Source organism: Corynebacterium haematomassiliense (assembly GCF_013978595.1).
Taxonomy (GTDB): domain Bacteria; phylum Actinomycetota; class Actinomycetes; order Mycobacteriales; family Mycobacteriaceae; genus Corynebacterium; species Corynebacterium lehmanniae.
Map to the genome: position 1 here is coordinate 1275596 of NZ_JACDTZ010000001.1, position 18649 is coordinate 1294244.

Genomic DNA, 18649 nt, shown 5'->3' on the forward strand with positions numbered 1-18649 from the left:
ACACCATCCGGCGCCGGGGCGGGCGGGGCCCGAAACCCGCAAACCGGCTACCTACAACCGGCTACCCGTCGAAAAGGGGATGCGGACAAATTCTTGGAGTGCATTTGGGGGACTTTGTCTCGTTGTTATGCACTCAGTGCTTGTCGGTGTTCGGCGATGGTGGTGTAGCCGTCGCCGAGTGTCGACTTCAATCGTCTGTGAATGTAGAAGTCGATGTAGGTGTCAATATAGTCGCGCATTTGCTCCACCGTCATCGTTGACACCACAGGCCTGCCTTTGAGCAGTTCTTGTTTCATCGTGCCGAAGAACCCTTCGGTGCGCGCGTTGTCGCCGCTGGTGGCTTTGCGTGACAGTGACGGGATGTATCGCCACCGGGTGTCGCACCACGCATCGGCCTGGCAGTCGGGGCAATCCAGGATGTTGTGGGTGTGGTCGGTGATCAGGCTGACCCAGCGTTCACTGCGGTAGAGCCCGCCACGGTCGGAATGGATAATCGGTTGCGCACCGTCGGGTTTTACCTCGTCGATTCGCGCGATCATCTCGGCGACCAAGTCGTGATTCGGCGACGTCGACATGGTGACCGCAATCGGCATCCCGTCGTAGAAATCGATCGCTGCCGACAGGAACAACTTCCCGTCTGGGCAGTGGATTTCGGTGACGTCGGTGCCGATTTTCTCCCACGGGGCATCCGCGTGGAAATCGTGGGTCAGCCCCTGAGTGTCGGCGTGGTCGATGAAATACTGCGACGGTGCAACAACCGGCCGGGCCGCATCCGAATCCGCATCCCCGTCGCTGCTGTCGGGTGGGGTGATCAGCAGCAGGTTTGCCGGTTTGTGGTCGGTTTCACCGGTGTAGGAGGAGTACTTGCCCGACGCCTTCGCCGGCGGGCGGCACCCAAGCTCTTTCATGAGGGTGCGCACGATCTTTTCCGACACTGTATGCCCCATGATCTTTAACCAGGCGTGGATGCGCCGGTAGCCGTAGCTTTGCCCGGATTCGGCGGCTGCCTGCAAGATCAGCGGTTTGAGTGCAGCGTGGCGCTGTTCGCGCTGTTGCACTACCTGCGTGTGTTTGTGTCGGTGGTAGTAAAACGTCGACTGCGCAATCCCAACGACCGCGCATGCTCGAGCGATGGAAAACTCGTGGGCGTCCGTGAGGGCAACCACCACTGCGGCTTTCGCCGCGGTGGACAGCTCACCGTCACGGACGTCGTCTTTTCCCCGCGACTCACCGTCGCGGACGTTGTCTTTTCCCCGTGGCTCACCATCGCTCATGAGCACGTGGATAATGGCGTCTTTGACCGTTTCCCGGTCGCGCATCTCAACAACGAGTTTTTTCAGCTCGTCCATGTCACTGGGTAAATCAGCGATATCGTCTATCGGCCCAGGCCCTGGCAGCCACTCGTTGACTGGCCGGGGTGGTTTCTTCGCATTGGCTGCCTCATCGACTCGCTGCTGCTGATGGTTGCGTTGGACTTTGCGGTGTTTGCTCACGCGTTCCATTGTCGCCGCATAGGCCTCGTCGAAAGTCATCGACGCTGCCGAATCGCGTTCGTCATCGTCGGGCCAAAACCGCTTCGTCCAGGTCAGTGCCGCGGTGTCGTGGACATCGAACTCCACGGCAATGTCACGCACTGTCGCCTGCGAGGTCAATCTGCGTGCGACAACTTTTGCGATGGTCTCAGCGTCGTAGGCGCGTCGCGTACCGTCCAAGCTCTGGCCACGACGCTTGGCCGCAACCCAGTTGCCGACCGTGGCCACCGACGGTCGGCGACCACACGCGTGTTCAGCCCAGTCGCAGACCTCACGGGCAGACGACCCAGCCAAAAACCTCTCAACCGCACCAACGCGGATATCAGATGGAAAACCTGCGGGCATCGGAATACCTTCCAGCCCCCAACACTCCAACTTTTTGTCCGCGCTCCCAAACTCGGCTGGTAGCCGGTTGTAGGTAGCCGGTTTCTTCGTGCGAACGGACCGGTTCTGACGGGCTGGGCAGGGCTGGTCGGACCACCCATGACCCCGGGGGAATCTTTATCCCCACAAAAAATGAACCGCTTGGTACACTGCGCCCCATGCTTTCCCTGGCCGCAAAGGTAGTTTCCACCGTCCGCGAGGACCTGGTAAACGCGCGCGAGCACGACCCGGCCGCGCGCGGCGACGTCGAAAACGCTGTCGTGTACTCGGGTCTGCACGCTATTTGGGTGCACCGCATCTGCCACGCCATGTGGGAGCGGGACTGGAAGGGGCCGGCGCGCATCCTGGCGCAGCTGAACCGGTTCTTCACCGGCATTGAGATCCACCCCGGCGCGACGATCGGCCGCAGGTTCTTCATCGACCACGGCATGGGCATCGTCATCGGCGAGACCGCGGAGATCGGCGAGGGAGTCATGCTCTACCACGGGGTTACGCTGGGCGGGCAGGTGCTCACGCAGACGAAGCGCCACCCCACCATCGGCGACAACGTCACTATCGGCGCCGGCGCGAAGGTGCTGGGCCCGGTGACCATCGGCGCGGGCTCCGCCGTCGGCGCGAACGCCGTCGTGACCAAGGACGTGCCGGAAAACTCCATCGCTGTCGGCATCCCGGCCAAGACCCGCCCGCGCAAGACGGACGAGTGCGTCAAGCTCGTGGACCCCGACAGCTACGTCGATCCGGGCAGCTACATCATCTAGTTAGGCGAGCAGGTCCCGGTACTGCGGGTTCTGCTCGATGTAGCGCTCCACCGCGGGGCAGGACGGGGTGACCTGCATGCCGTCGGCGCGGGCGTCGTCAAGCGCTGCCTGGATCAGCGGCTTGGACAGGCCCTGGCCGCGGAACTTGGGGTCCACCACGGTGTGCGGCAGGTCGCGCACGCCGTTCGCGTCGGCGTAGGTGGCAAAGCCGGCGACTTCTTCGCCGACGAGGATTTCGTACTGGCCGTCCGTTTCATTCTTGCGCACGGATACTTCCGGGTTTTCAGACATGCGGCCGACTATATATGTGAAACCCCTTCCGCGTCGCTGCGGAAGGGGTTTTCGGGAGTGTGGCCAGAGCCAGGATCGAACTGGCGACCCCACACTTTTCAGGCGTGTGCTCTACCAACTGAGCTATCTGGCCGGAACTACTCGTTTGCCAAGCAATTCAGCGACCCTGACGGGACTTGAACCCGCGACCTCCGCCGTGACAGGGCGGCGCGCTAACCAACTGCGCCACAGGGCCATATTCTGTTATTTTCGTGCCGCTCGAGTGCGTTTCACACTGTCGCTTGCACGAGTTGATACATTACACAGCACCCTCATACGGCTACAAATCGCCAGCGTGTGAGAGGTATCTCCCGGTTTCGGACCCGGTGCTTTCATGCCTATCGACGAGCTGCCGCACCGTGCCCGCATCCACCACCTGCCCACCCGCGGAGCCGGCCCCGGGGCCCAGGTCGATGACGTAGTCGGCGCGGGACACCAGTGCCAGGTTGTGCTCCACCACGATGACGGTCGCGCCGGAATCCACCAGCCGGTCGAACAGCTCCACCAGGCGCGCGGTGTCGGTCAGGTGCAGGCCGGTGGTCGGTTCGTCCAGCACGTAGGCGGGCGCGGGCTTCTTCAGGCTGGCGGCCAGCTTGAGTCGCTGGCGCTCGCCGCCGGACAGCGTGGTCAACGGCTGGCCGAGCGTGACGTAGCCCAGCCCCACGTCGATGAGGTGCCCGCACATCTTCGCGGCAGCGTTGACCTTGTTCTCCTTCAGGTAGGGCTGCGCTTCGTCGGCGGGCATTGCCAGCACCTCGGCGATGTTCTTGCCGCCGAGGGTGTGCACGAGCACGGCGTCGCTGAAACGCTTACCCTCGCAGACCTCGCAGGGCACATCCACGCCCTGCATTATGCCGAGATCCACGTAGACCACGCCTGCGCCCTTGCAGTGCTGGCACGCGCCGGCGGAGTTCGGGGAGAACAGCGAGGACGGCTCCCCCGACGCCTTCGCAAACGCCTTGCGGATCGAGTCCAGCGCGCCGGTGTACGTGGCGGGGTTGGAGCGCCGCGACCCGGAGATGGGCGCCTGGTCCACCCACACCGCGTCCTCCAGCAGCGCGGAATCCTCAAGCGCGCGCAGCAGGGAGGACTTGCCGGAACCCGCCACACCCGTCACTGCGGTGAGCACGCCTGCGGAGATGTCCACGTCGATGTCGGCGAGGTTGTTCTCGCTCGCCCCGCGCACTTGCAGCCAATCGACGGGCTCGCGCGGGTCCTCCTTAAGCTCGACGCCGAGCTTCAGGCTCTCACCCGTGCGCGTGCCAGCCTCGCGCAGCTCCGCAACGGTGCCCTCGAAGACGATCTCGCCGCCCTCGGTGCCGGCGCCGGGGCCGAGTTCGATGACGTGGTCGGCGACCTCGATGGTCTGCGGGCGGTGCTCCACCACGAGCACGGTGTTGCCCTTGTCCCGCAGCGCGGTGAGCAGGCCGTTCAACCTGTCGATGTCGGCGGCGTGCAGGCCGGCGGTGGGCTCGTCGAAGACGTAGGTGACGTCCGAAAGCGCGGAGCCCAAGTGCCGGATCATCTTCACGCGCTGCGACTCGCCGCCGGAGAGCGTCGAACTCGGCCGATCCAGCGCGATGTAGCCCAGCCCGATGGCAACAAAATTCGCCAGCGCCTCGCGTATGGACGCCACCAGCGGCGCCACGCCCGGCGCGTCCACGCCCTCGAACCACTCGGCCAGGTCCTCGACCTCCATGGCGCACAGCTCGGCGATGTTCTTGCCGTTGATCTTCGACTCCAGCGCGTGCTGCGCCAGGCGGGTGCCGCCGCAGGCGGGGCAATCCACCTGGGTCACGGCGCGGTCCACAAACTCGCGGGCGGCTTTTTGCAGGCCCTCTTTTTCCTTGCTCAGCAGCGAGGACTCCAGGCGCGGGATGAGCCCCTGGTAGGTGGTGTTGAAGCCCAGGTACTGCACCTTCTCGGGCTCGCCGTAGAGCAGAGCGTGGCGCTGCTCGGCCGTGAACTCGCCGACGGGCACGTCCACCGGGAACTTCCCGGCCTCGGCGTAGGCGCGGAACTGCCAGGAGCCGGGCTTGTAGCCGGGCGCGAGGATGGCGCCGTCATCGATGGACAGCGAGTCGTCGACCACCTGCGCCTCGTCGAACTTGCTCGCGCGGCCGGTGCCGGCGCACTCCGGGCACATGCCGCCGGTGCGGGTGAAGTTCTTCACCACCTTCTTCTTGCCGGTCGCGTCCTTGATCGCGCCGCCGCCCGTCACGCTGGGGACGTTGAAGGAGTACGCGCCCGGCCCGCCGGCGTGCGGCTCCGCGATGCGCGAAAACAGCACACGCAGCATCGGCGTGACGTCCGTGGCGGTGCCGACGGTGGAGCGCACGTTGCTCCCAAGCGCGGACTGGTCCACCACGATCGCCGCGGTCACCCCTTCGAGCCCGACCACGTCCGGCCGCGCCATCGACGGCATGAAGCCCTGGACAAAGGACGAGTACGTCTCGTTGATCAGGCGTTGCGACTCGGCAGCAACGGTGTCGAAGACCAGCGAGGACTTGCCGGACCCGGACACGCCGGCGAACACGGTGAGGCGGCGTTTCGGGATCGTGACAGAGACGTCCCGCAGGTTGTTCTCGTTCGCGCCGGTAACAACGATTACGTCGTGGGCGTCAGCCTTGTTCTTCACGGGTGCCAAGCGTAGCCGTCGCAAAGCAAAAGGCTCGAGGCGTACCTCGAGCTAATGGCGACCCTGACGGGACTTGAACCCGCGACCTCCGCCGTGACAGGGCGGCGCGCTAACCAACTGCGCCACAGGGCCGTACCCCCAACGGGATTCGAACCCGTGTTGCCGCCGTGAAAGGGCGGAGTCCTAGGCCTCTAGACGATGGGGGCCTGTCATCAAAGACAGCCGTTGAATCATACGACACAGCCTTCGCAGCAACCAAACGAGCACTACAGTGGCCTACATGGCTGAAGCAATCATCTACGACGCGACCCTGTCCCCGACAAAAGATGAACTCCTTTCCGCGCACTCCCCCATCGTTGAATCCCTCGGTTCCTACCGTGTGGTGGACCGCGACGGCGAGGTGGGCATCGAAGTCCTTATCGGCCGCGATGTCAACGGCGCGCTGCGGCAGTTCGGTGTCTCCTACCGCGACGCGGGAGCCAAGCTTGACGACGAGCTCACGCCCATGAACCATTCCGTCCTCGGCGCCCGCTCCGTGGCGCCGCTGACCACGGATCCGGTGGCTGTGCGCGAGCTGATCCAGACGATACTTTCCGGCGGCGAGGGCGCGTCCTTCAGCACCGGCGAGCCGATCTTCGCGGTGCGCGGCACCGGCCAGACCCCCGACGTGGCGGTCAGTGCGGCGGAGATTGAGGACCACAACGAGTACACCAGCATCGGCTCAGTGGACATCGACGGCGAAAAGCAGCGCTACCAGCTGCGCATCACCCGCGAGATCCTCGACGCCCAGGTGGCGGAGCCGGAAGACCTCGCGCTCGTGCGCGCGGACGACGGCGTGATCCTCATGCGCCTCGAGGTCTGGAAGTAGGCCTTAGCCCGGCAGAATGAGCAGGCTGGCCGCCATGACGGCCATACCCGCGATGAGTCCGTAGATCGCGGTGTGGTGGCGGCCGGTATGAATTGCCGTGGGCAAAAGCTTGTCCAGGCTGACAAACACCATGATCCCGGCGATGGCGGCGTAGGCCACGCCGAGCGTCTCCGGGCCCAGGAAGGGGCGAAGCAGCACAAACCCGATCAGTGCGCCCAACGGCTCGGCCAAACCAGACAGCGTGGCCCAGCCGGCGGCCTTCCACTTCTTCCCTGTGGCCTGGCGCAGCGGCACGGCCACCGCCACGCCTTCCGGGATGTTGTGGATGGCGATCGCGATGGCAATCGGAAGCCCCAGCGCCGGGTTTTCCAGCGCCGCGATGAACGAGGCGAAGCCCTCCGGGAAGTTGTGCACCGCGATGGCTAAGCCGGTGACCACGCCGACGTTGCGCATGGTCTTTCCGCCCGAAGGGTCTTCGTGCGGGTTGATGCCGTCGGGCACAAACCTGTCGATCAACGCGATCACAGCGATGCCCGCGAAGAACGCGACGGTGCCCCACAGCTGCGCCCTGTCGTCGCCCCCGAGCGAGGCGACCCCCTCCGGCAGCAGCTCCACCAGCGAGATGTAGACCATCACGCCGGCGGAAAATCCCAGCGAAGCAGCGAGAAACTTGTCACTGGGGTTGCGCTTGAGCGCCACAAGCAGGCCGCCGAGGCCGGTAGACAAACCGGCGAACAGCGACAGACCGAACGCGAGCCCAAAGTTCATGCGGCAACTCTAGCCCGCCCAGCCGCCCCTGGATGCAACAAACCCCCGCCGCAATATAGCGACGGGGGTTGAAGGTGGGCCCTGCGGGGATCGAACCCGCGACCTGCGGATTAAAAGTCCGTAGCTCTACCAGCTGAGCTAAAGGCCCGCGGGGGCTAATGGTAGCCCCTGGGACCATTAGCCCGGAAATCGGGGCAGGGTTAGTCCTGCTTCATCATCGTGCCGGTCTCTTCCATGCGCAGGTGGAAGTCGAAGGCGTGGCGCAGATCGTGCGGGGTTGCCTGGTACTTGCACTTGGAAGCGAGCTCGACGTACTCCTCCAGCAGCGGGCGGTACGACGGGTGGGCGATGGAGATCATCTTGGCCACGCGGTCGCGCGGGGCCAGGCCACGCAGGTCGGCCACGCCGTACTCGGTGATGAAGACCATCGCGTCGTGCTCGTTGTGGTCGATGTGGGACGCGAACGGGACGATTGCGGAAATCGCGCCGTCTTTCGCCACCGACGGGGAGATGAAGGAGGAGATGTAGGCGTTGCGGGTGAAGTCGCCGGAGCCGCCCAGGGCGTTCATCAGACGGGAGCCGTTGATGTGGGTGGAGTTGGCGTTGCCGTAGATGTCCGCCTCGATCATGCCGTTGGACGCGATCAGGCCGGTGCGGCGGATGACCTCAGGGTGGTTGGAGATGGACTGCGGGCGCAGGATGATGGACTCGCGGTAGCGCGAGGCCTCGTTGTTCATCTTCTCCGCGTACTCCGGCGACAGGGAGAACGACGTTGCGGACGCCACGGTCATCTTGCCGGCGTCGATCAGGTCGACCATGCCGTCCTGGATCACCTCGGTGTAGGCCTGGATGTTCTCGAACTTGGAGTCCATCAGGCCCGCCATCACCGCGTTGGGGACGTTGCCCACGCCGGACTGCATGACGTAGCCGTCGTAGGCCAGGCGGCCGGCCTTGACCTCGTTCTCCAGGAAGTCGAGGAAGTTGCCGGCGATCTGCTCGGAGATCTCGTCCGGCGCCTTGAACGGGGCGTTGCGGTCCGGGGCGTTCGTCTCAATGACGGCGACGACCTTCTCCGGGTCGATCTCGATGTAGGTGGTGCCGATGCGGTCGCCGCACTTGGTGATCGGGATCGGGATGCGGTTCGGCAGCGGCGGCACGGTCCAGATGTCGTGCATGCCCTCGAGCTCCTCGGACTGCCAGGAGTTGACCTCGATGATGATCTTCTTGGCGGCGTTGAGGAACTCCACGGAGTTGCCCACCGAGGAGGACGGGACGATGTTGCCGTCCTCGGTGATGCGCACGGCCTCCACGATGGCCAGGTCGACCTCGCCGAAGAAGCCCTGCTCAACCATCATGCCGGAGTGCGACAGGTGGATGTCCTGGAACTTCATCTCGCCGGCGTTGATCTTGTTACGCATGGTCGGGTCGGACTGGTACGGCATGCGATAGCGCAGCGCACCGGCCTCGGCGAGCACGCCGTCGCACTCCGGTGCGGTGGAGGCGCCGGTGTACATGTCGATGGAGAAGTCCTGGCCCTTCTCATGGGCGGCCTTCGCTTTCTCCGCGATGGCGGCGGGCATAGCCTTGGGGTAGCCGGCGCCGGTGAAGCCGGAGGTGCCGACCTTGTCGCCGTGGTTGACAAACTGGACAGCCTCTTCGGCGGACATAACCTTGTCGCGCAGCTTGGCGCTTGCAATGCGGTCGCTCATGATGCTCCCTCAAATCGTTTCGTGCGGGTATATAACATTTCCCACCATATTGTGACGTACGCCCCACTGCCAGGATTCGGGCGGAGCTCGTCGAAAAGCAAGTGCTTAGCGACGGCCCCGTACCCCCGAACGGGCGTAAACCCGGCGATTGGACGGGACACATACTGCACAGGAAGAATGGGCGGCACTATGACTGCAGTTGCCCCCGCCCTGACAATCGGCGGCATTGATCTGAGCTCCCCCGTCATCCTCGCGCCGATGGCCGGGGTGACAAACATGCCGTTTCGCGTGCTGTGCCGCGAGATTGAAGAAGAGCTCACCGGCACCTCCTCGGGCTTGTACGTCTGCGAGATGATCACGGCGCGCGCCATGGTGGCCCGCAACCAGAAAACCCTGCACATGACCACCTTCGCCGACGTGGAAACCCCGCGGTCGATGCAGCTGTACACCGTGGACCCCAAGTTCACCTACGAGGCCGTGCGCATGATCGTCGAAGAAGACATCGCCGACCACGTGGACATGAACTTCGGCTGCCCCGTGCCCAAGGTCACCCGCAAGGGCGGCGGCTGCGCCATCCCGTACAAGCGCCGCCTCTACGGCAACATCGTCGACGCCGCAGTGCGCGCCGCCGAAGGCTCCGGCATCCCGATCACGGTGAAGTTCCGCATCGGCATCGACGACGAGCACCACACCCACCTCGACGCGGGCCGCATCGCCGCCGAGGCAGGAGCCGCCGCCGTGGCCCTGCACGCCCGCACCGGCGCGGAGCGCTACTCGGGCGAGGCCCACTGGGACGAGATCGGCCGCCTGGTCGAGCACATGGACGGCACCGGCGTACCCGTCATCGGCAACGGCGACATCTTCGCCGCCGACGACGCCGCGAAAATGATGGAACGAACCGGCTGCCACGGCGTGGAAGTCGGCCGCGGGTGCCTGGGACGGCCGTGGCTGTTCGCCCAACTCGGCGCCCAGCTGCGCGGCGAGGAGATCCCGCCGGAGCCGACGCTCGGCCAAGTTGCCGGCATCATCTACCGCCACGCGGAGCTGCTGGCCGCCCACGACGGCGAAGAGCACGCCTGCCGCGACATCCGCAAACACACCGGCTGGTACCTGCGCGGCTTCCCCGTCGGCGGCGAGTTCCGCAAATCGTTGGCCCAAGTCAGCTCGCTGGCGGAGCTGAAGGAGCGCCTGGCACCCATCGCCGACTCGGACGAGATGGCCCAGCACGCGGACGACGCCCGCGGGCGCCAGGGCTCCGCCGGCAAGATCGCCCTGCCCGAGGGCTGGTTGGAAGACCCGGAGGACGACACCGTGCCCGAAGGCGCCGAAATTGAAAATAACGGCGGGTAAACCCGCCAGTGTGCGTAGCATGAAACCCATGCTGCGCACCGTGTATAGAGAACATCTCGAGGCCTTCAACAAGGACGTTCTAGAGATGTGCGACGCCGTGCGCAAGATCATGGACCACGCCAGCGCAGCGCTTTTGGAACAGTCCCTGGAGGACGCCGAAGTCGCGCTGACGGAGACGGACGCGCTGAAAGAGATCAGCCAGCGCTGCGAGGAACGCAGCATGAGCCTGCTCGCACTGCACAGCCCCGTGGCGTACGACCTGCGCCAGGTGATCTCCGCCATCTACATCGTGGAAAGCTTCGACCGCATGGGCTCGCTGGCGAAGAATGTTGCCCTGCTGGCCCGGCAGCGCCACCCCTCCCCCGTCTACCCCGAACCGCTGCACGGCTACGTGCAAGAGCTCGCCCGCCTCGTCCACGAAATGGGCGCCGCCACCCGCAAGCTGCTCGGCGAGCCCGACGCCGACGCCGCCGTGGAGCTGCACACTATCGACGAGGGCGTGGACGACATGAAGGCTTACCTCAGCGCCCTTGTCACCGACAAGGATTGGCAATACACCAACCGGGAAGCCGTGGACGTGTCCATGCTGGCGCGCTACTACGAGCGCTACGCCGACCGCTGCGTCAGCGTGGGCCGGCGCATGGTCTTCCTCATCACCGGGCTCAAGCCCGAGGCATACGTGCAGCAGCGCGACGAGGTGGACTACGACCCGGTGAAGAAGTTCGCCACCATCGAGCGCAAGTTCCGCAAACGGAAGTAGGTCCAAAAAGGGCGGCGCCCCTTGCGGTGCGTGGGGCACCGAAGGGGCGCGTCGAAAAGCAGAATGCTTTAGCCGAAGCGGCCGGAGATGTAGTCCTCGGTCTCCTTCTGCTCCGGGTTCTCGAAGATGGTGGTGGTGTCGTTGAACTCCACCAGGTGGCCCGGCTTACCGGTGGCCTCGAGGGAGAAGAAGGCGGTCTTGTCGGACACACGCGCAGCCTGCTGCATGTTGTGGGTCACGATGACGATGGTGTACTCGTTCTTCAGCTCGTGGATGAGGTCCTCCACGGCGAGGGTGGAAATCGGGTCCAGGGCGGAGCAGGGCTCGTCCATGAGCAGGACCTCCGGGCGCACAGCGATCGCGCGCGCGATGCACAGACGCTGCTGCTGACCGCCGGAAAGGCCGCCGCCCGGCTTGTCCAGGCGGTCCTTGACCTCTTCCCACAGGTTCGCGCCGCGCAGGGACTGCTCGGCAACTTCCTTGAGCTTCTTCTTGTCCTTCTCGCCGGACAGGCGCAGGCCCGCGACGACGTTGTCCTCGATGGACATGGTCGGGAACGGGTTGGCCTTCTGGAACACCATGCCGATGGTGTTGCGCACGGCAACCGGGTCGACGTTCTTGCCGTAAATGTCGTTGCCGTCAAGGAGGATCTCGCCCTTCACGGATGCGCCGGGGATGACCTCGTGCATGCGGTTCAGGGTGCGCAGCACGGTGGACTTGCCGCAGCCGGACGGGCCGATGAAGGCGGTCACGGCCTTGGACGGGATCTGCATGTTGACGTTCTGCACGGCGTGGAAGTCGCCGTAGTAGATGTTGACGTCGTTGAGTTCGAGCTTGGTAGACATCTGGGTTTCTCCTGGGATGGGTGGGAACGCGGGTGGGTTACTTCTTGACCGAGTAGCGCTTCGCCACGAATCGAGCGAGCAGGTTCAGGGTGACAACGAGGATCACGAGCGTCAGCGCCGCTCCCCAGAGTCGGTCGTTTGCCGGGCCGGTCGCACCGGACTTCCACATATCCAGCATGAACAGCGGCAGCGAGGACTGCGGCTTGTCAAACATGTTGAACCAGTTCGTGGTCGGGGTGGAGCCGACGAGGATCAGCACCGGGGCGGACTCGCCCATCACGCGGGCGATGGCGAGCATGACGCCGGTGACGATGCCGGACAGTGCCGTCGGCAGCACGATGCGCATGATGGTCTTCCACTTCGGAACACCCAGTGCGTAGGACGCCTCGCGCAGGTCCATCGGAACCACGCGCAGCATCTCCTCGGTGTTGCGGACCACAACCGGGATCATGAGCAGGATCAGCGACAGGGACACTGCGAAGCCGGAACGCTGCTGGCCCAGGATGGTGATCCACAGGGCGTAGACGAACAGCGCGGCGACGATGGACGGCACACCGGAGAGGATGTCCACCATGAAGGTGGTCAGCTTGCCCAGCCTGTTGCCGTTGGAGTACTCCACCAGGTAGATCGCGGTGAAAATGCCGATCGGGATGGAAAACAGCGACGCGACCAGCGTCTGCATCAGCGTGCCGGCGATGGCGTGGAGTGCGCCGCCGCCCGGCTTGGAAGAGCGCACACCGACCATGTCCTGGGTCCACCAGGCCGGGTCGATCACGGCGCCCAGGCCGCGGGAGACCACGGTGATGAGCAGCCAGAGCAGCGGGATCAGGGCGAGGATCATGCACAGCCACATCAGGCCGCCCATGATCGAGTTGGTGGTCTTGCGGCTTGCGGCGATGTCGGTGAACGGGCTTTCACCTTTACGACGCGCCGGAGCGGGGTTCTTGGTTGCTACCTGGGAGGAGCCGTTGTTCGGTACTGCAGTAGACATATCTGCTTTCCGCTCCTTACTTGTTAACGATCGCGCGGGCGATCGAGTTGACGATGAAGGTCAGCAGGAACAGCACCAGGCCGGCGGCGATGTACGCGCCTGCGGAGACCGGGTTGTTGAACTCTGCGGCGGCGTTGGCGATCGCAGTGGCGAAGGTGGTGCCGCCGTCGAACAGCGAGCCGCGGAAGTCGTTCGCCGGTGCCACAGCCATGTACAGCGCCATGGTCTCACCCAGCGCGCGGCCGAGGCCGAGCATGGAACCGGCGATGAAGCCGGACATGCCGAACGGGATCACGGTCATGCGGATGACTTCCCAGCGGGTGGCGCCGAGAGCCAATGCCGACTCGATCTGGCCCGGAGGGGTCTGCACGAAGATCTCGCGGGCGGTTGCGGCGATGATCGGCAGGATCATGATGGCCAGGACGATGCCGCCGGTCATCATGTTGCGGGCCGTGGAGAACGGCGGGGAGTTCTGGTAGGTGGCGAACAGGAAGAAGTCGCCGCCCCAGCTGTTGACCCACTTGTAGAAGTCGCCCAGCAGCGGGCCGAGCACCTGCGCGCCCCACAGGCCGTAGACGATGGACGGCACGGCGGCGAGCATGTCCACCAGGGTGCCCAGCGGGCGGACCAGCTTCGGCGGGCAGTAGTTGGACAGGAACAGTGCCACGCCAAGGGCGATAGGCATCGCGATGACCAGCGCGATCAGCGAGATGGTCACCGTGGAGAAGAACAGGTTCGGGATACCGAACTTCATTGCGTCCAGGTTCGCCGTCTGCCAGCCGCCACCGTAGGTGAGGAAGCCGATCAAGCCGCGGTCGTTACGCATCAGCGGCGGGAGGGCCTGGATGAGCAGGAAGATACCGATCGCCGCGACCAGCACAGTGATCAGCGTCGCGGAGGCGGTGGAGAGGAACTCGAAAACGCGGTCACCCGGGCGCTTCACGCCGGAGCCCTTGTTTGCGTTGTCCGCTACCGGGGTGTTTCCGCCGTCGCCTTTTGTCAGGGTGGTGCCCGTTGAGTTCTGGATTACAGGATCTGTGGTGTTCGCGGGTCCTGCTCCGCGGTCGAGGTGATCGTTAGCAGCCATATGCTCGAATCCTTCGAAGATGAATCGTTGTGGACGGCGGAAACTGGGGCTTGCGCTCCACTTCTCCGCATAGAGAGACCCCCAAAGATCGGAATCTGAGGGGGTCTATCTGCCTACTGCGGCCTAAGACCGCAGTAGCCGATTGCCAGCAATTACTTGATGGCGTTGATAGCCTCGCGCAGACGCTCAGCGTGTGCACCCTTGACCGGGATGAAGCCCTCAGCAGCGAGCTCGTCGTCCTGGCTGTCCAGAGCAACGTTGAGGAAGTCCTTGACCATCTTGGAGGTTGCCTCGTCGTAGCCGGCGGAGCAGACGATCTCGTAGGTGGTCAGAACCAGCGGGTATGCGCCAGCAGCGTCGGTCTTGAACAGCTTGTCAGAGTCGACGACCATGTTGTGGCCCTCGGTCTTGAACTCGAGGCCGTCCAGGGTCTTCTCAACAGCCTCGTCGGTGAGCTCAACCGGGCCGCCACCGAAGTCGATGTTGGCCTTCTTGTCAGCGAAGCCAGCCTCAACGTAGGTGATTGCACCCTCGGTCGCGTTGACCTCCTGTGCCACACCGGAGGAGCCGTTGGCGCCGGTGCCCACAGCGTTCGGGAATGCCTTGCCGGTGGACTCCCACTTGCCGTCGGAAGCGGCAGCCAGGAACTTCTGGAAGTTGTCGGAGGTGCCGGACTCGTCGGAGCGGTAGAAGACGTTGATCGGAGCGTCCGGGAGCTCGACGCCCTCGTTGTTCTCGGCGATCTTCGGGTCGTTCCAGGTGGTGATGACGCCCTGGAAGATCTCGACGATGTTGTCGACGGTCAGGTTCAGCTCGTCCACGCCGTCCAGGTTGTAGGCGATTGCGACCGGGCCGATGACGAACGGCAGGTGCCATGCCTCGTTGCCGCCGCAGCGGTCAGCGGCTGCCTGGACCTGGTCGTCCTTCAGCGGGGAGTCGGAGCCAGCGAACACTGCCTGGTTAGCAATGAAGTTCTTCTGGCCAGCGCCGGAGCCGGACGGGGTGTAGGCCAGCTGCGCACCCGGAACCTCGGATGCGTAGACGGACGCGAAGTAGTCCATCGCGTTCTGCTGGGAGGAAGCGCCCTCTGCGACGAGGGTGCCCTCCTGGCCGGAGAGCTCGTAGTCGCCGGACTTCGAGTCGCTGTCCTTGCTGTCCTTGTCGTCGGAGGACACGGCCTCGGTTGCGGACTCAACAGCGTCGGTAGCTGCGTTGTCCTCGGAGTCGCCGCAAGCGACGAGGGAAGCGGAAGAGAGGGCAACGACGCCAGCGATTGCTGCGGTGCGCTTGAAGTTACGGATCACGGGATACCTTTCCGGTGCTAACGGGTCAGTTTCGAGTGTCGGAACAACTGTCCGATTACTCACGAGTGCAAACCTACGGAACCCTGGTTAATGGCCGGTAGCCAGTTAAGTGAATAACTGGTGAACTCCCGCCCATCACAACGTTTCCGCAGGTAAAAGCCAGGCTACCGGTAGACAACGTGACTTTCATCAACTTTGAATCCGAGCTGCGTATACCGCTTCACCGCGGGCTCATTGTCTGCCTCAACATAGAGGATGACCTGCGGGGATCCACCCTGGACCAGGTGCGCCAACCCCATCTGCATCAATGGTCCCCCCATTCCCTCCCCCCGATGCTCTGAGGCGAGCCCAACCACATACACCTCACCCGTCCCATCGGGGTGACGCTTGGTCCAGTGGAACCCAGCCAACTGTTCGCCTTCGTACAGCAGCTGCACACCCGCCGGGTCAAACCACTCAGCCTCCATCGCGCGGTGCAACCGCTCCACGTCCCAGCCTCCCTGTTCCGGGTGCCAGGAAAAGGCGTCGTTGTTCACTTCGAGCCATTGCTTCTCGACGGCGTCCCGTCCCCAACGCTCCACCGCCCCCACGTAGTCCAGGGCTTCAAACCCTGCCGGCAGCTCTGGCCCGCCGGCAGCGATGTCGTCGGCGGAAATCCCCATCACCAGCAGCTCCCGGACTACCTCGAGCCCCAGTTTCGCCGCGAGCGCCTTCGCCCCCGGAAGGTTGCCGTGCGCCCACAGCCCGGCGTCAGGGTTTTCGGCACGGACTGTGCGCGCCAGTGCTTCGCCGATGGCTTCGCGGCGGCGCTCCGGGTGCACGACCAGCTCGGCTGAGCCGTCCTCCGCCAGTCCCGCGCAGGCCACCACCTCGCCGTCGCGCTCGGCCAGGAAGTGGGCGTGGCGGAGGCGATCGTCGTCAAGCCCCTGCACAAAGCTTTCGGAGAAGGCGGCGATGCCGTCGTGGGTTTCGGCGGCCTCAAGCAAGGGTCGCACGCGGTCGCCGGGCAGGTGGGCGCTTAGGATATCGGCAGTCATGGCTCCCAAGGCTACGTGCGGGAAGGAGGGCGCGGTGAAGAAAGCGGTCGTGGTCGCGGCGGTACTCGTCGCCGCCCTCGGGCTCGCGGATACCGCGCTGGCCTCGCACGTGGAGCACGACCTCGCGCGCGAAGGTGTGGAGGCGGAGGTCAGCGCCGTGCCCTTTGTGTGGTCGGGCATCTCAGGCCGCGTCCCGCGTGTCACCGTGAAGCGCACCGACGCGGACATCCCCGGCCCCGGGGTGGGCACGGTGAGCGTGGAAATGTTCAACCTCAAGCTGGACACACCTTCGGATGCGCTGCGCGGCGAAGTCGTCGGCGCGGATGCCCGCCTGGTGCGCCGCCGCATCCGCCTCGACGGCGTGGGCTTCGGCGAGCTGCTGGGCATCACGAACCTGGACATGGCCAACCCCTACGACATCTCCCCCACCGGCGGCGTGGCCAGCGAGGCGCGCCTGACCGGCACCGCGCCCGACGCCCGCGAGCCCGCCACCGTGGTGGTGACGCTGCGGCTTGTCGACGGCACATTCCGCATGCGGCCGAGCCAGCTCCTCGACGTCGCGGACGGCGACGAACAGGCCGTGCTGGACGGATTCAGTCTCGACCTGGACACCCGGGAGCTGCCGCTCGGCGGGCCCGCGGACCTGGTGCAGCTTCGCGGGGGCTCGCTCGAGCTGTCCCGCGACCGGGTAAACACCGTGGTGGAGCCGGCGGATCTGGAGCCGTTGGCGGGAGCGTCTACGCTGGGGCAGCATGACTGATGAAAACAAGCTCAACGGCAACGACGCTGTGAACCTCGCGGCGGAGCAGTCCAAGAACACCGCGCACCGCAACATCCCGGAGCTGGGCTTCGAGGACATGCCGCTCGCGGCGGACACCGCAAACCTGCGCTACGGCCCCTCGCTTCACGACGGCCTGCTGGCCCTGCTGCCGCTCGTCGGCGTGTGGACCGGCTCCGGCCAGGCCAACGATCCGTCCGACCCGGAGGGCGAGGAGTACGCCTTCGGCCAGCAGCTGGTGGTTTCCCACGACGGCGAGAATTACCTACGCTTCGAGTCCCGCATCTGGCGCCTGGATTCCGAGGGCAACGCCACCGGCGCGGACCAGCGCGAGGTGGGGTTCTGGCGCATCTCGCTCAAGGACGAGATCGAGGTGACGCTGACGAACTCCCGCGGCCTGGTGGAGATCATGTACGGCGGGCTGGTCAACGAGCGCGCGTGGCAGCTCACCAGCGCCTCCACCATCGCCACGGAGACCGGCCCGGCCGCCCACGGCCCGGGCAAGCGCCTCTACGGCCTGATGCCCAACAACAACCTGGGCTGGGTGGACGAGCGCGCCGTCGACGGCGAAATGGTGCCCTACATGTCCGCCGAGCTGAAGCGAGTGGCGGGCTAAGCTACCGCGTTTTCTATGAGCTGCCTGATCTCCGCGGCGTTGTCGGGGGCGGGCAGCTTTTCGCCGTCGAGACGTTTCACGCGCGCGGCGATGCGGGTGGAGCTGACCAACCAGACGGACTCGGCTTTCAGCAGCTCGCCCAAGTAGATGTCCTTGGCCTTGCACTTCCAGCCGAGCTTTTCCGCGTGCTCGAAGACGGCGGCCTGGGTGGTGCCGGCCATCACGCCCGCGCCCGGGGCCGGGGTGCGCAGGCGGCCGCCCTTTTTCACCATGAGCACGCTCGACGTCGCACCTTCGAGCACGCGCCCGGTGTCCGGGTCGATGTAGATGATGTCGTCCGCGCCCTGCTCCCCCGCCCAGCGCAGGGCCGCCATGGTCAGCGCATAGTTCAGCGTTTTCGCGCCGTCGCGCATCCACGGCACGTCCAAGTCGATGGCGTAGCCGCGCGGGGTGGTCAGCACGCTCACTCCGCGTTCGCGCTGGCGCAGCACGCTTTCCGGCAGCGGCCGCACCGTGATCCAGGCGGTGGGCACCCCGGTGGTTTCGCGCCCGCGGGTCATGGTCCAAGTAACCTTCGCCTCGATGTCCGCGGCGTCCCCGCGCTCACGGTAGTAGTCGGCCACCGCTTCCTCGGTCGCGCGGACCCAGTGCTCCCGGCCCGGCTCCGGCAGGCCCAAAAGCTCCGCGGAACGTACGAAGCGTTTGAAGTGCTTGCCCAGGTTTCGCGGCTTTCCCCCGCGCACCAGGATGGATTCGAAGATGCCGTCGCCGCGGGTGACGGCCGCGTCGTCCCAGAACACGTGCGGCATGTTCGGGTTCTGGCGCCGCACCGAGCCACCGAACGGCTCCACCAGGTAGATCACGGGCGCGGGCGTTAGCTGGGGAAAAACCATA

17 protein-coding genes and 5 tRNA genes are annotated in these 18649 nt (G+C 65.2%); 6 read left to right on the forward strand and 16 right to left on the reverse strand.

Annotation, left to right across the window (positions count from 1 at the left end; all coding sequences use genetic code 11):
- Positions 1-125: 125 nt before the first annotated feature.
- The gene (locus tag H0193_RS06140) at positions 126-1760 is read right to left on the reverse strand and encodes an IS3 family transposase (protein ID WP_181889013.1); all 1635 of its coding nucleotides are present in this window, start codon (positions 1758-1760) and stop codon (positions 126-128) included.
- Between the two features lie 314 nt (positions 1761-2074).
- Here H0193_RS06140 and epsC point away from each other — a divergent pair, with 314 nt between their 5' ends.
- On the forward strand, positions 2075-2674 hold the full coding sequence (epsC, locus tag H0193_RS06145; RefSeq protein ID WP_181889014.1) for a serine O-acetyltransferase EpsC: 600 nt from the start codon (positions 2075-2077) through the stop codon (positions 2672-2674).
- On the opposite strand, the gene H0193_RS06150 is transcribed toward epsC, so the two are convergent.
- The 6 genes from H0193_RS06150 to H0193_RS06175 form a co-directional block, all read right to left on the reverse strand.
- Positions 2675-2965: a GNAT family N-acetyltransferase gene (locus tag H0193_RS06150; RefSeq protein ID WP_181889015.1), complete on the reverse strand. Its 291-nt coding sequence runs from the start codon at positions 2963-2965 to the stop codon at positions 2675-2677.
- 60 nt (positions 2966-3025) lie between these two features.
- Positions 3026-3098 (reverse strand) — tRNA-Phe (locus H0193_RS06155).
- A 28-nt stretch (positions 3099-3126) separates the two neighbouring features.
- Positions 3127-3200: transfer RNA gene (locus tag H0193_RS06160), tRNA-Asp, on the reverse strand.
- Positions 3201-3284: 84 nt separating this feature from the next.
- Positions 3285-5642 (reverse strand): ATP-binding cassette domain-containing protein, encoded by a 2358-nt coding sequence (locus tag H0193_RS06165; RefSeq protein ID WP_181889016.1) that lies wholly within the window; start codon positions 5640-5642, stop codon positions 3285-3287.
- 55 nt (positions 5643-5697) lie between these two features.
- Positions 5698-5774, reverse strand: a tRNA-Asp gene (locus tag H0193_RS06170).
- A gap of 1 nt (position 5775) precedes the next feature.
- Positions 5776-5848, reverse strand: a tRNA-Glu gene (locus tag H0193_RS06175).
- A gap of 74 nt (positions 5849-5922) precedes the next feature.
- Here H0193_RS06175 and H0193_RS06180 point away from each other — a divergent pair.
- Positions 5923-6510 (forward strand): CG0192 family protein, encoded by a 588-nt coding sequence (locus H0193_RS06180; RefSeq protein ID WP_181889017.1) that lies wholly within the window; start codon positions 5923-5925, stop codon positions 6508-6510.
- A 3-nt stretch (positions 6511-6513) separates the two neighbouring features.
- Here H0193_RS06180 and zupT read toward each other — a convergent pair whose 3' ends face one another.
- The 3 genes from zupT to H0193_RS06195 form a co-directional block, all read right to left on the reverse strand.
- Entirely contained in the window at positions 6514-7278 is a 765-nt protein-coding gene (gene zupT / locus H0193_RS06185; protein WP_181889018.1) for a zinc transporter ZupT, read from the reverse strand.
- A gap of 75 nt (positions 7279-7353) precedes the next feature.
- A tRNA-Lys gene (locus H0193_RS06190) sits at positions 7354-7426 on the reverse strand.
- A 52-nt stretch (positions 7427-7478) separates the two neighbouring features.
- The gene (locus H0193_RS06195) at positions 7479-8987 is read right to left on the reverse strand and encodes an acetyl-CoA hydrolase/transferase family protein (protein WP_181889019.1); all 1509 of its coding nucleotides are present in this window, start codon (positions 8985-8987) and stop codon (positions 7479-7481) included.
- Between the two features lie 189 nt (positions 8988-9176).
- Here H0193_RS06195 and dusB point away from each other — a divergent pair, with 189 nt between their 5' ends.
- Entirely contained in the window at positions 9177-10337 is a 1161-nt protein-coding gene (dusB, locus tag H0193_RS06200; RefSeq protein ID WP_181889020.1) for a tRNA dihydrouridine synthase DusB, read from the forward strand.
- Between the two features lie 28 nt (positions 10338-10365).
- Positions 10366-11097 (forward strand): phosphate signaling complex PhoU family protein, encoded by a 732-nt coding sequence (locus H0193_RS06205; RefSeq protein ID WP_338026613.1) that lies wholly within the window; start codon positions 10366-10368, stop codon positions 11095-11097.
- A gap of 68 nt (positions 11098-11165) precedes the next feature.
- Here H0193_RS06205 and pstB read toward each other — a convergent pair whose 3' ends face one another.
- The 5 genes from pstB to mshD all read right to left on the reverse strand — a co-directional run bounded on the left by pstB (position 11166) and on the right by mshD (position 16361).
- Positions 11166-11942, reverse strand: coding sequence for a phosphate ABC transporter ATP-binding protein PstB (pstB, locus tag H0193_RS06210; protein WP_181889021.1), 777 nt, complete (start codon positions 11940-11942; stop codon positions 11166-11168).
- A 37-nt stretch (positions 11943-11979) separates the two neighbouring features.
- Positions 11980-12807: a phosphate ABC transporter permease PstA gene (gene pstA / locus H0193_RS06215; RefSeq protein WP_236883535.1), complete on the reverse strand. Its 828-nt coding sequence runs from the start codon at positions 12805-12807 to the stop codon at positions 11980-11982.
- A 142-nt stretch (positions 12808-12949) separates the two neighbouring features.
- Entirely contained in the window at positions 12950-14020 is a 1071-nt protein-coding gene (gene pstC, locus H0193_RS06220; RefSeq protein WP_181889023.1) for a phosphate ABC transporter permease subunit PstC, read from the reverse strand.
- A 152-nt stretch (positions 14021-14172) separates the two neighbouring features.
- Complete coding sequence (gene pstS, locus H0193_RS06225) at positions 14173-15324, reverse strand: phosphate ABC transporter substrate-binding protein PstS (protein WP_181889024.1); 1152 nt, start codon at positions 15322-15324, stop codon at positions 14173-14175.
- A gap of 164 nt (positions 15325-15488) precedes the next feature.
- Entirely contained in the window at positions 15489-16361 is an 873-nt protein-coding gene (mshD, locus tag H0193_RS06230; protein WP_181889025.1) for a mycothiol synthase, read from the reverse strand.
- Between the two features lie 34 nt (positions 16362-16395).
- Here mshD and H0193_RS06235 point away from each other — a divergent pair, with 34 nt between their 5' ends.
- A complete protein-coding gene (locus H0193_RS06235) occupies positions 16396-17121 on the forward strand; it encodes an LmeA family phospholipid-binding protein (protein ID WP_239307575.1) in 726 nt (241 codons plus the stop codon).
- Positions 17114-17755, forward strand: coding sequence for a heme-binding beta-barrel domain-containing protein (locus tag H0193_RS06240; protein ID WP_181889027.1), 642 nt, complete (start codon positions 17114-17116; stop codon positions 17753-17755). The genes H0193_RS06235 and H0193_RS06240 overlap by 8 nt, the downstream gene beginning before the upstream one ends.
- Here the strand turns inward: H0193_RS06240 and H0193_RS06245 are convergent.
- On the reverse strand, positions 17752-18648 hold the full coding sequence (locus H0193_RS06245; protein WP_181889028.1) for an aminodeoxychorismate lyase: 897 nt from the start codon (positions 18646-18648) through the stop codon (positions 17752-17754). The genes H0193_RS06240 and H0193_RS06245 overlap by 4 nt on opposite strands.
- Position 18649 lies beyond the last annotated feature (1 nt).

Coding starts and splice junctions, on each gene's coding strand:
- epsC (WP_181889014.1), top strand. CDS start 2,075: ATGCTTTCCCTGGCCGCAAAGGTAGTTTCCACCGTCCGCGAGGACCTG.
- H0193_RS06150 (WP_181889015.1), bottom strand. CDS start 2,965: ATGTCTGAAAACCCGGAAGTATCCGTGCGCAAGAATGAAACGGACGGC.
- H0193_RS06180 (WP_181889017.1), top strand. CDS start 5,923: ATGGCTGAAGCAATCATCTACGACGCGACCCTGTCCCCGACAAAAGAT.
- zupT (WP_181889018.1), bottom strand. CDS start 7,278: ATGAACTTTGGGCTCGCGTTCGGTCTGTCGCTGTTCGCCGGTTTGTCT.
- H0193_RS06195 (WP_181889019.1), bottom strand. CDS start 8,987: ATGAGCGACCGCATTGCAAGCGCCAAGCTGCGCGACAAGGTTATGTCC.
- dusB (WP_181889020.1), top strand. CDS start 9,177: ATGACTGCAGTTGCCCCCGCCCTGACAATCGGCGGCATTGATCTGAGC.
- H0193_RS06205 (WP_338026613.1), top strand. CDS start 10,366: ATGCTGCGCACCGTGTATAGAGAACATCTCGAGGCCTTCAACAAGGAC.
- pstB (WP_181889021.1), bottom strand. CDS start 11,942: ATGTCTACCAAGCTCGAACTCAACGACGTCAACATCTACTACGGCGAC.
- pstA (WP_236883535.1), bottom strand. CDS start 12,807: ATGGGCGGCCTGATGTGGCTGTGCATGATCCTCGCCCTGATCCCGCTG.
- pstC (WP_181889023.1), bottom strand. CDS start 14,020: ATGGCTGCTAACGATCACCTCGACCGCGGAGCAGGACCCGCGAACACC.
- mshD (WP_181889025.1), bottom strand. CDS start 16,361: ATGACTGCCGATATCCTAAGCGCCCACCTGCCCGGCGACCGCGTGCGA.
- H0193_RS06240 (WP_181889027.1), top strand. CDS start 17,114: ATGACTGATGAAAACAAGCTCAACGGCAACGACGCTGTGAACCTCGCG.
- H0193_RS06245 (WP_181889028.1), bottom strand. CDS start 18,648: ATGGTTTTTCCCCAGCTAACGCCCGCGCCCGTGATCTACCTGGTGGAG.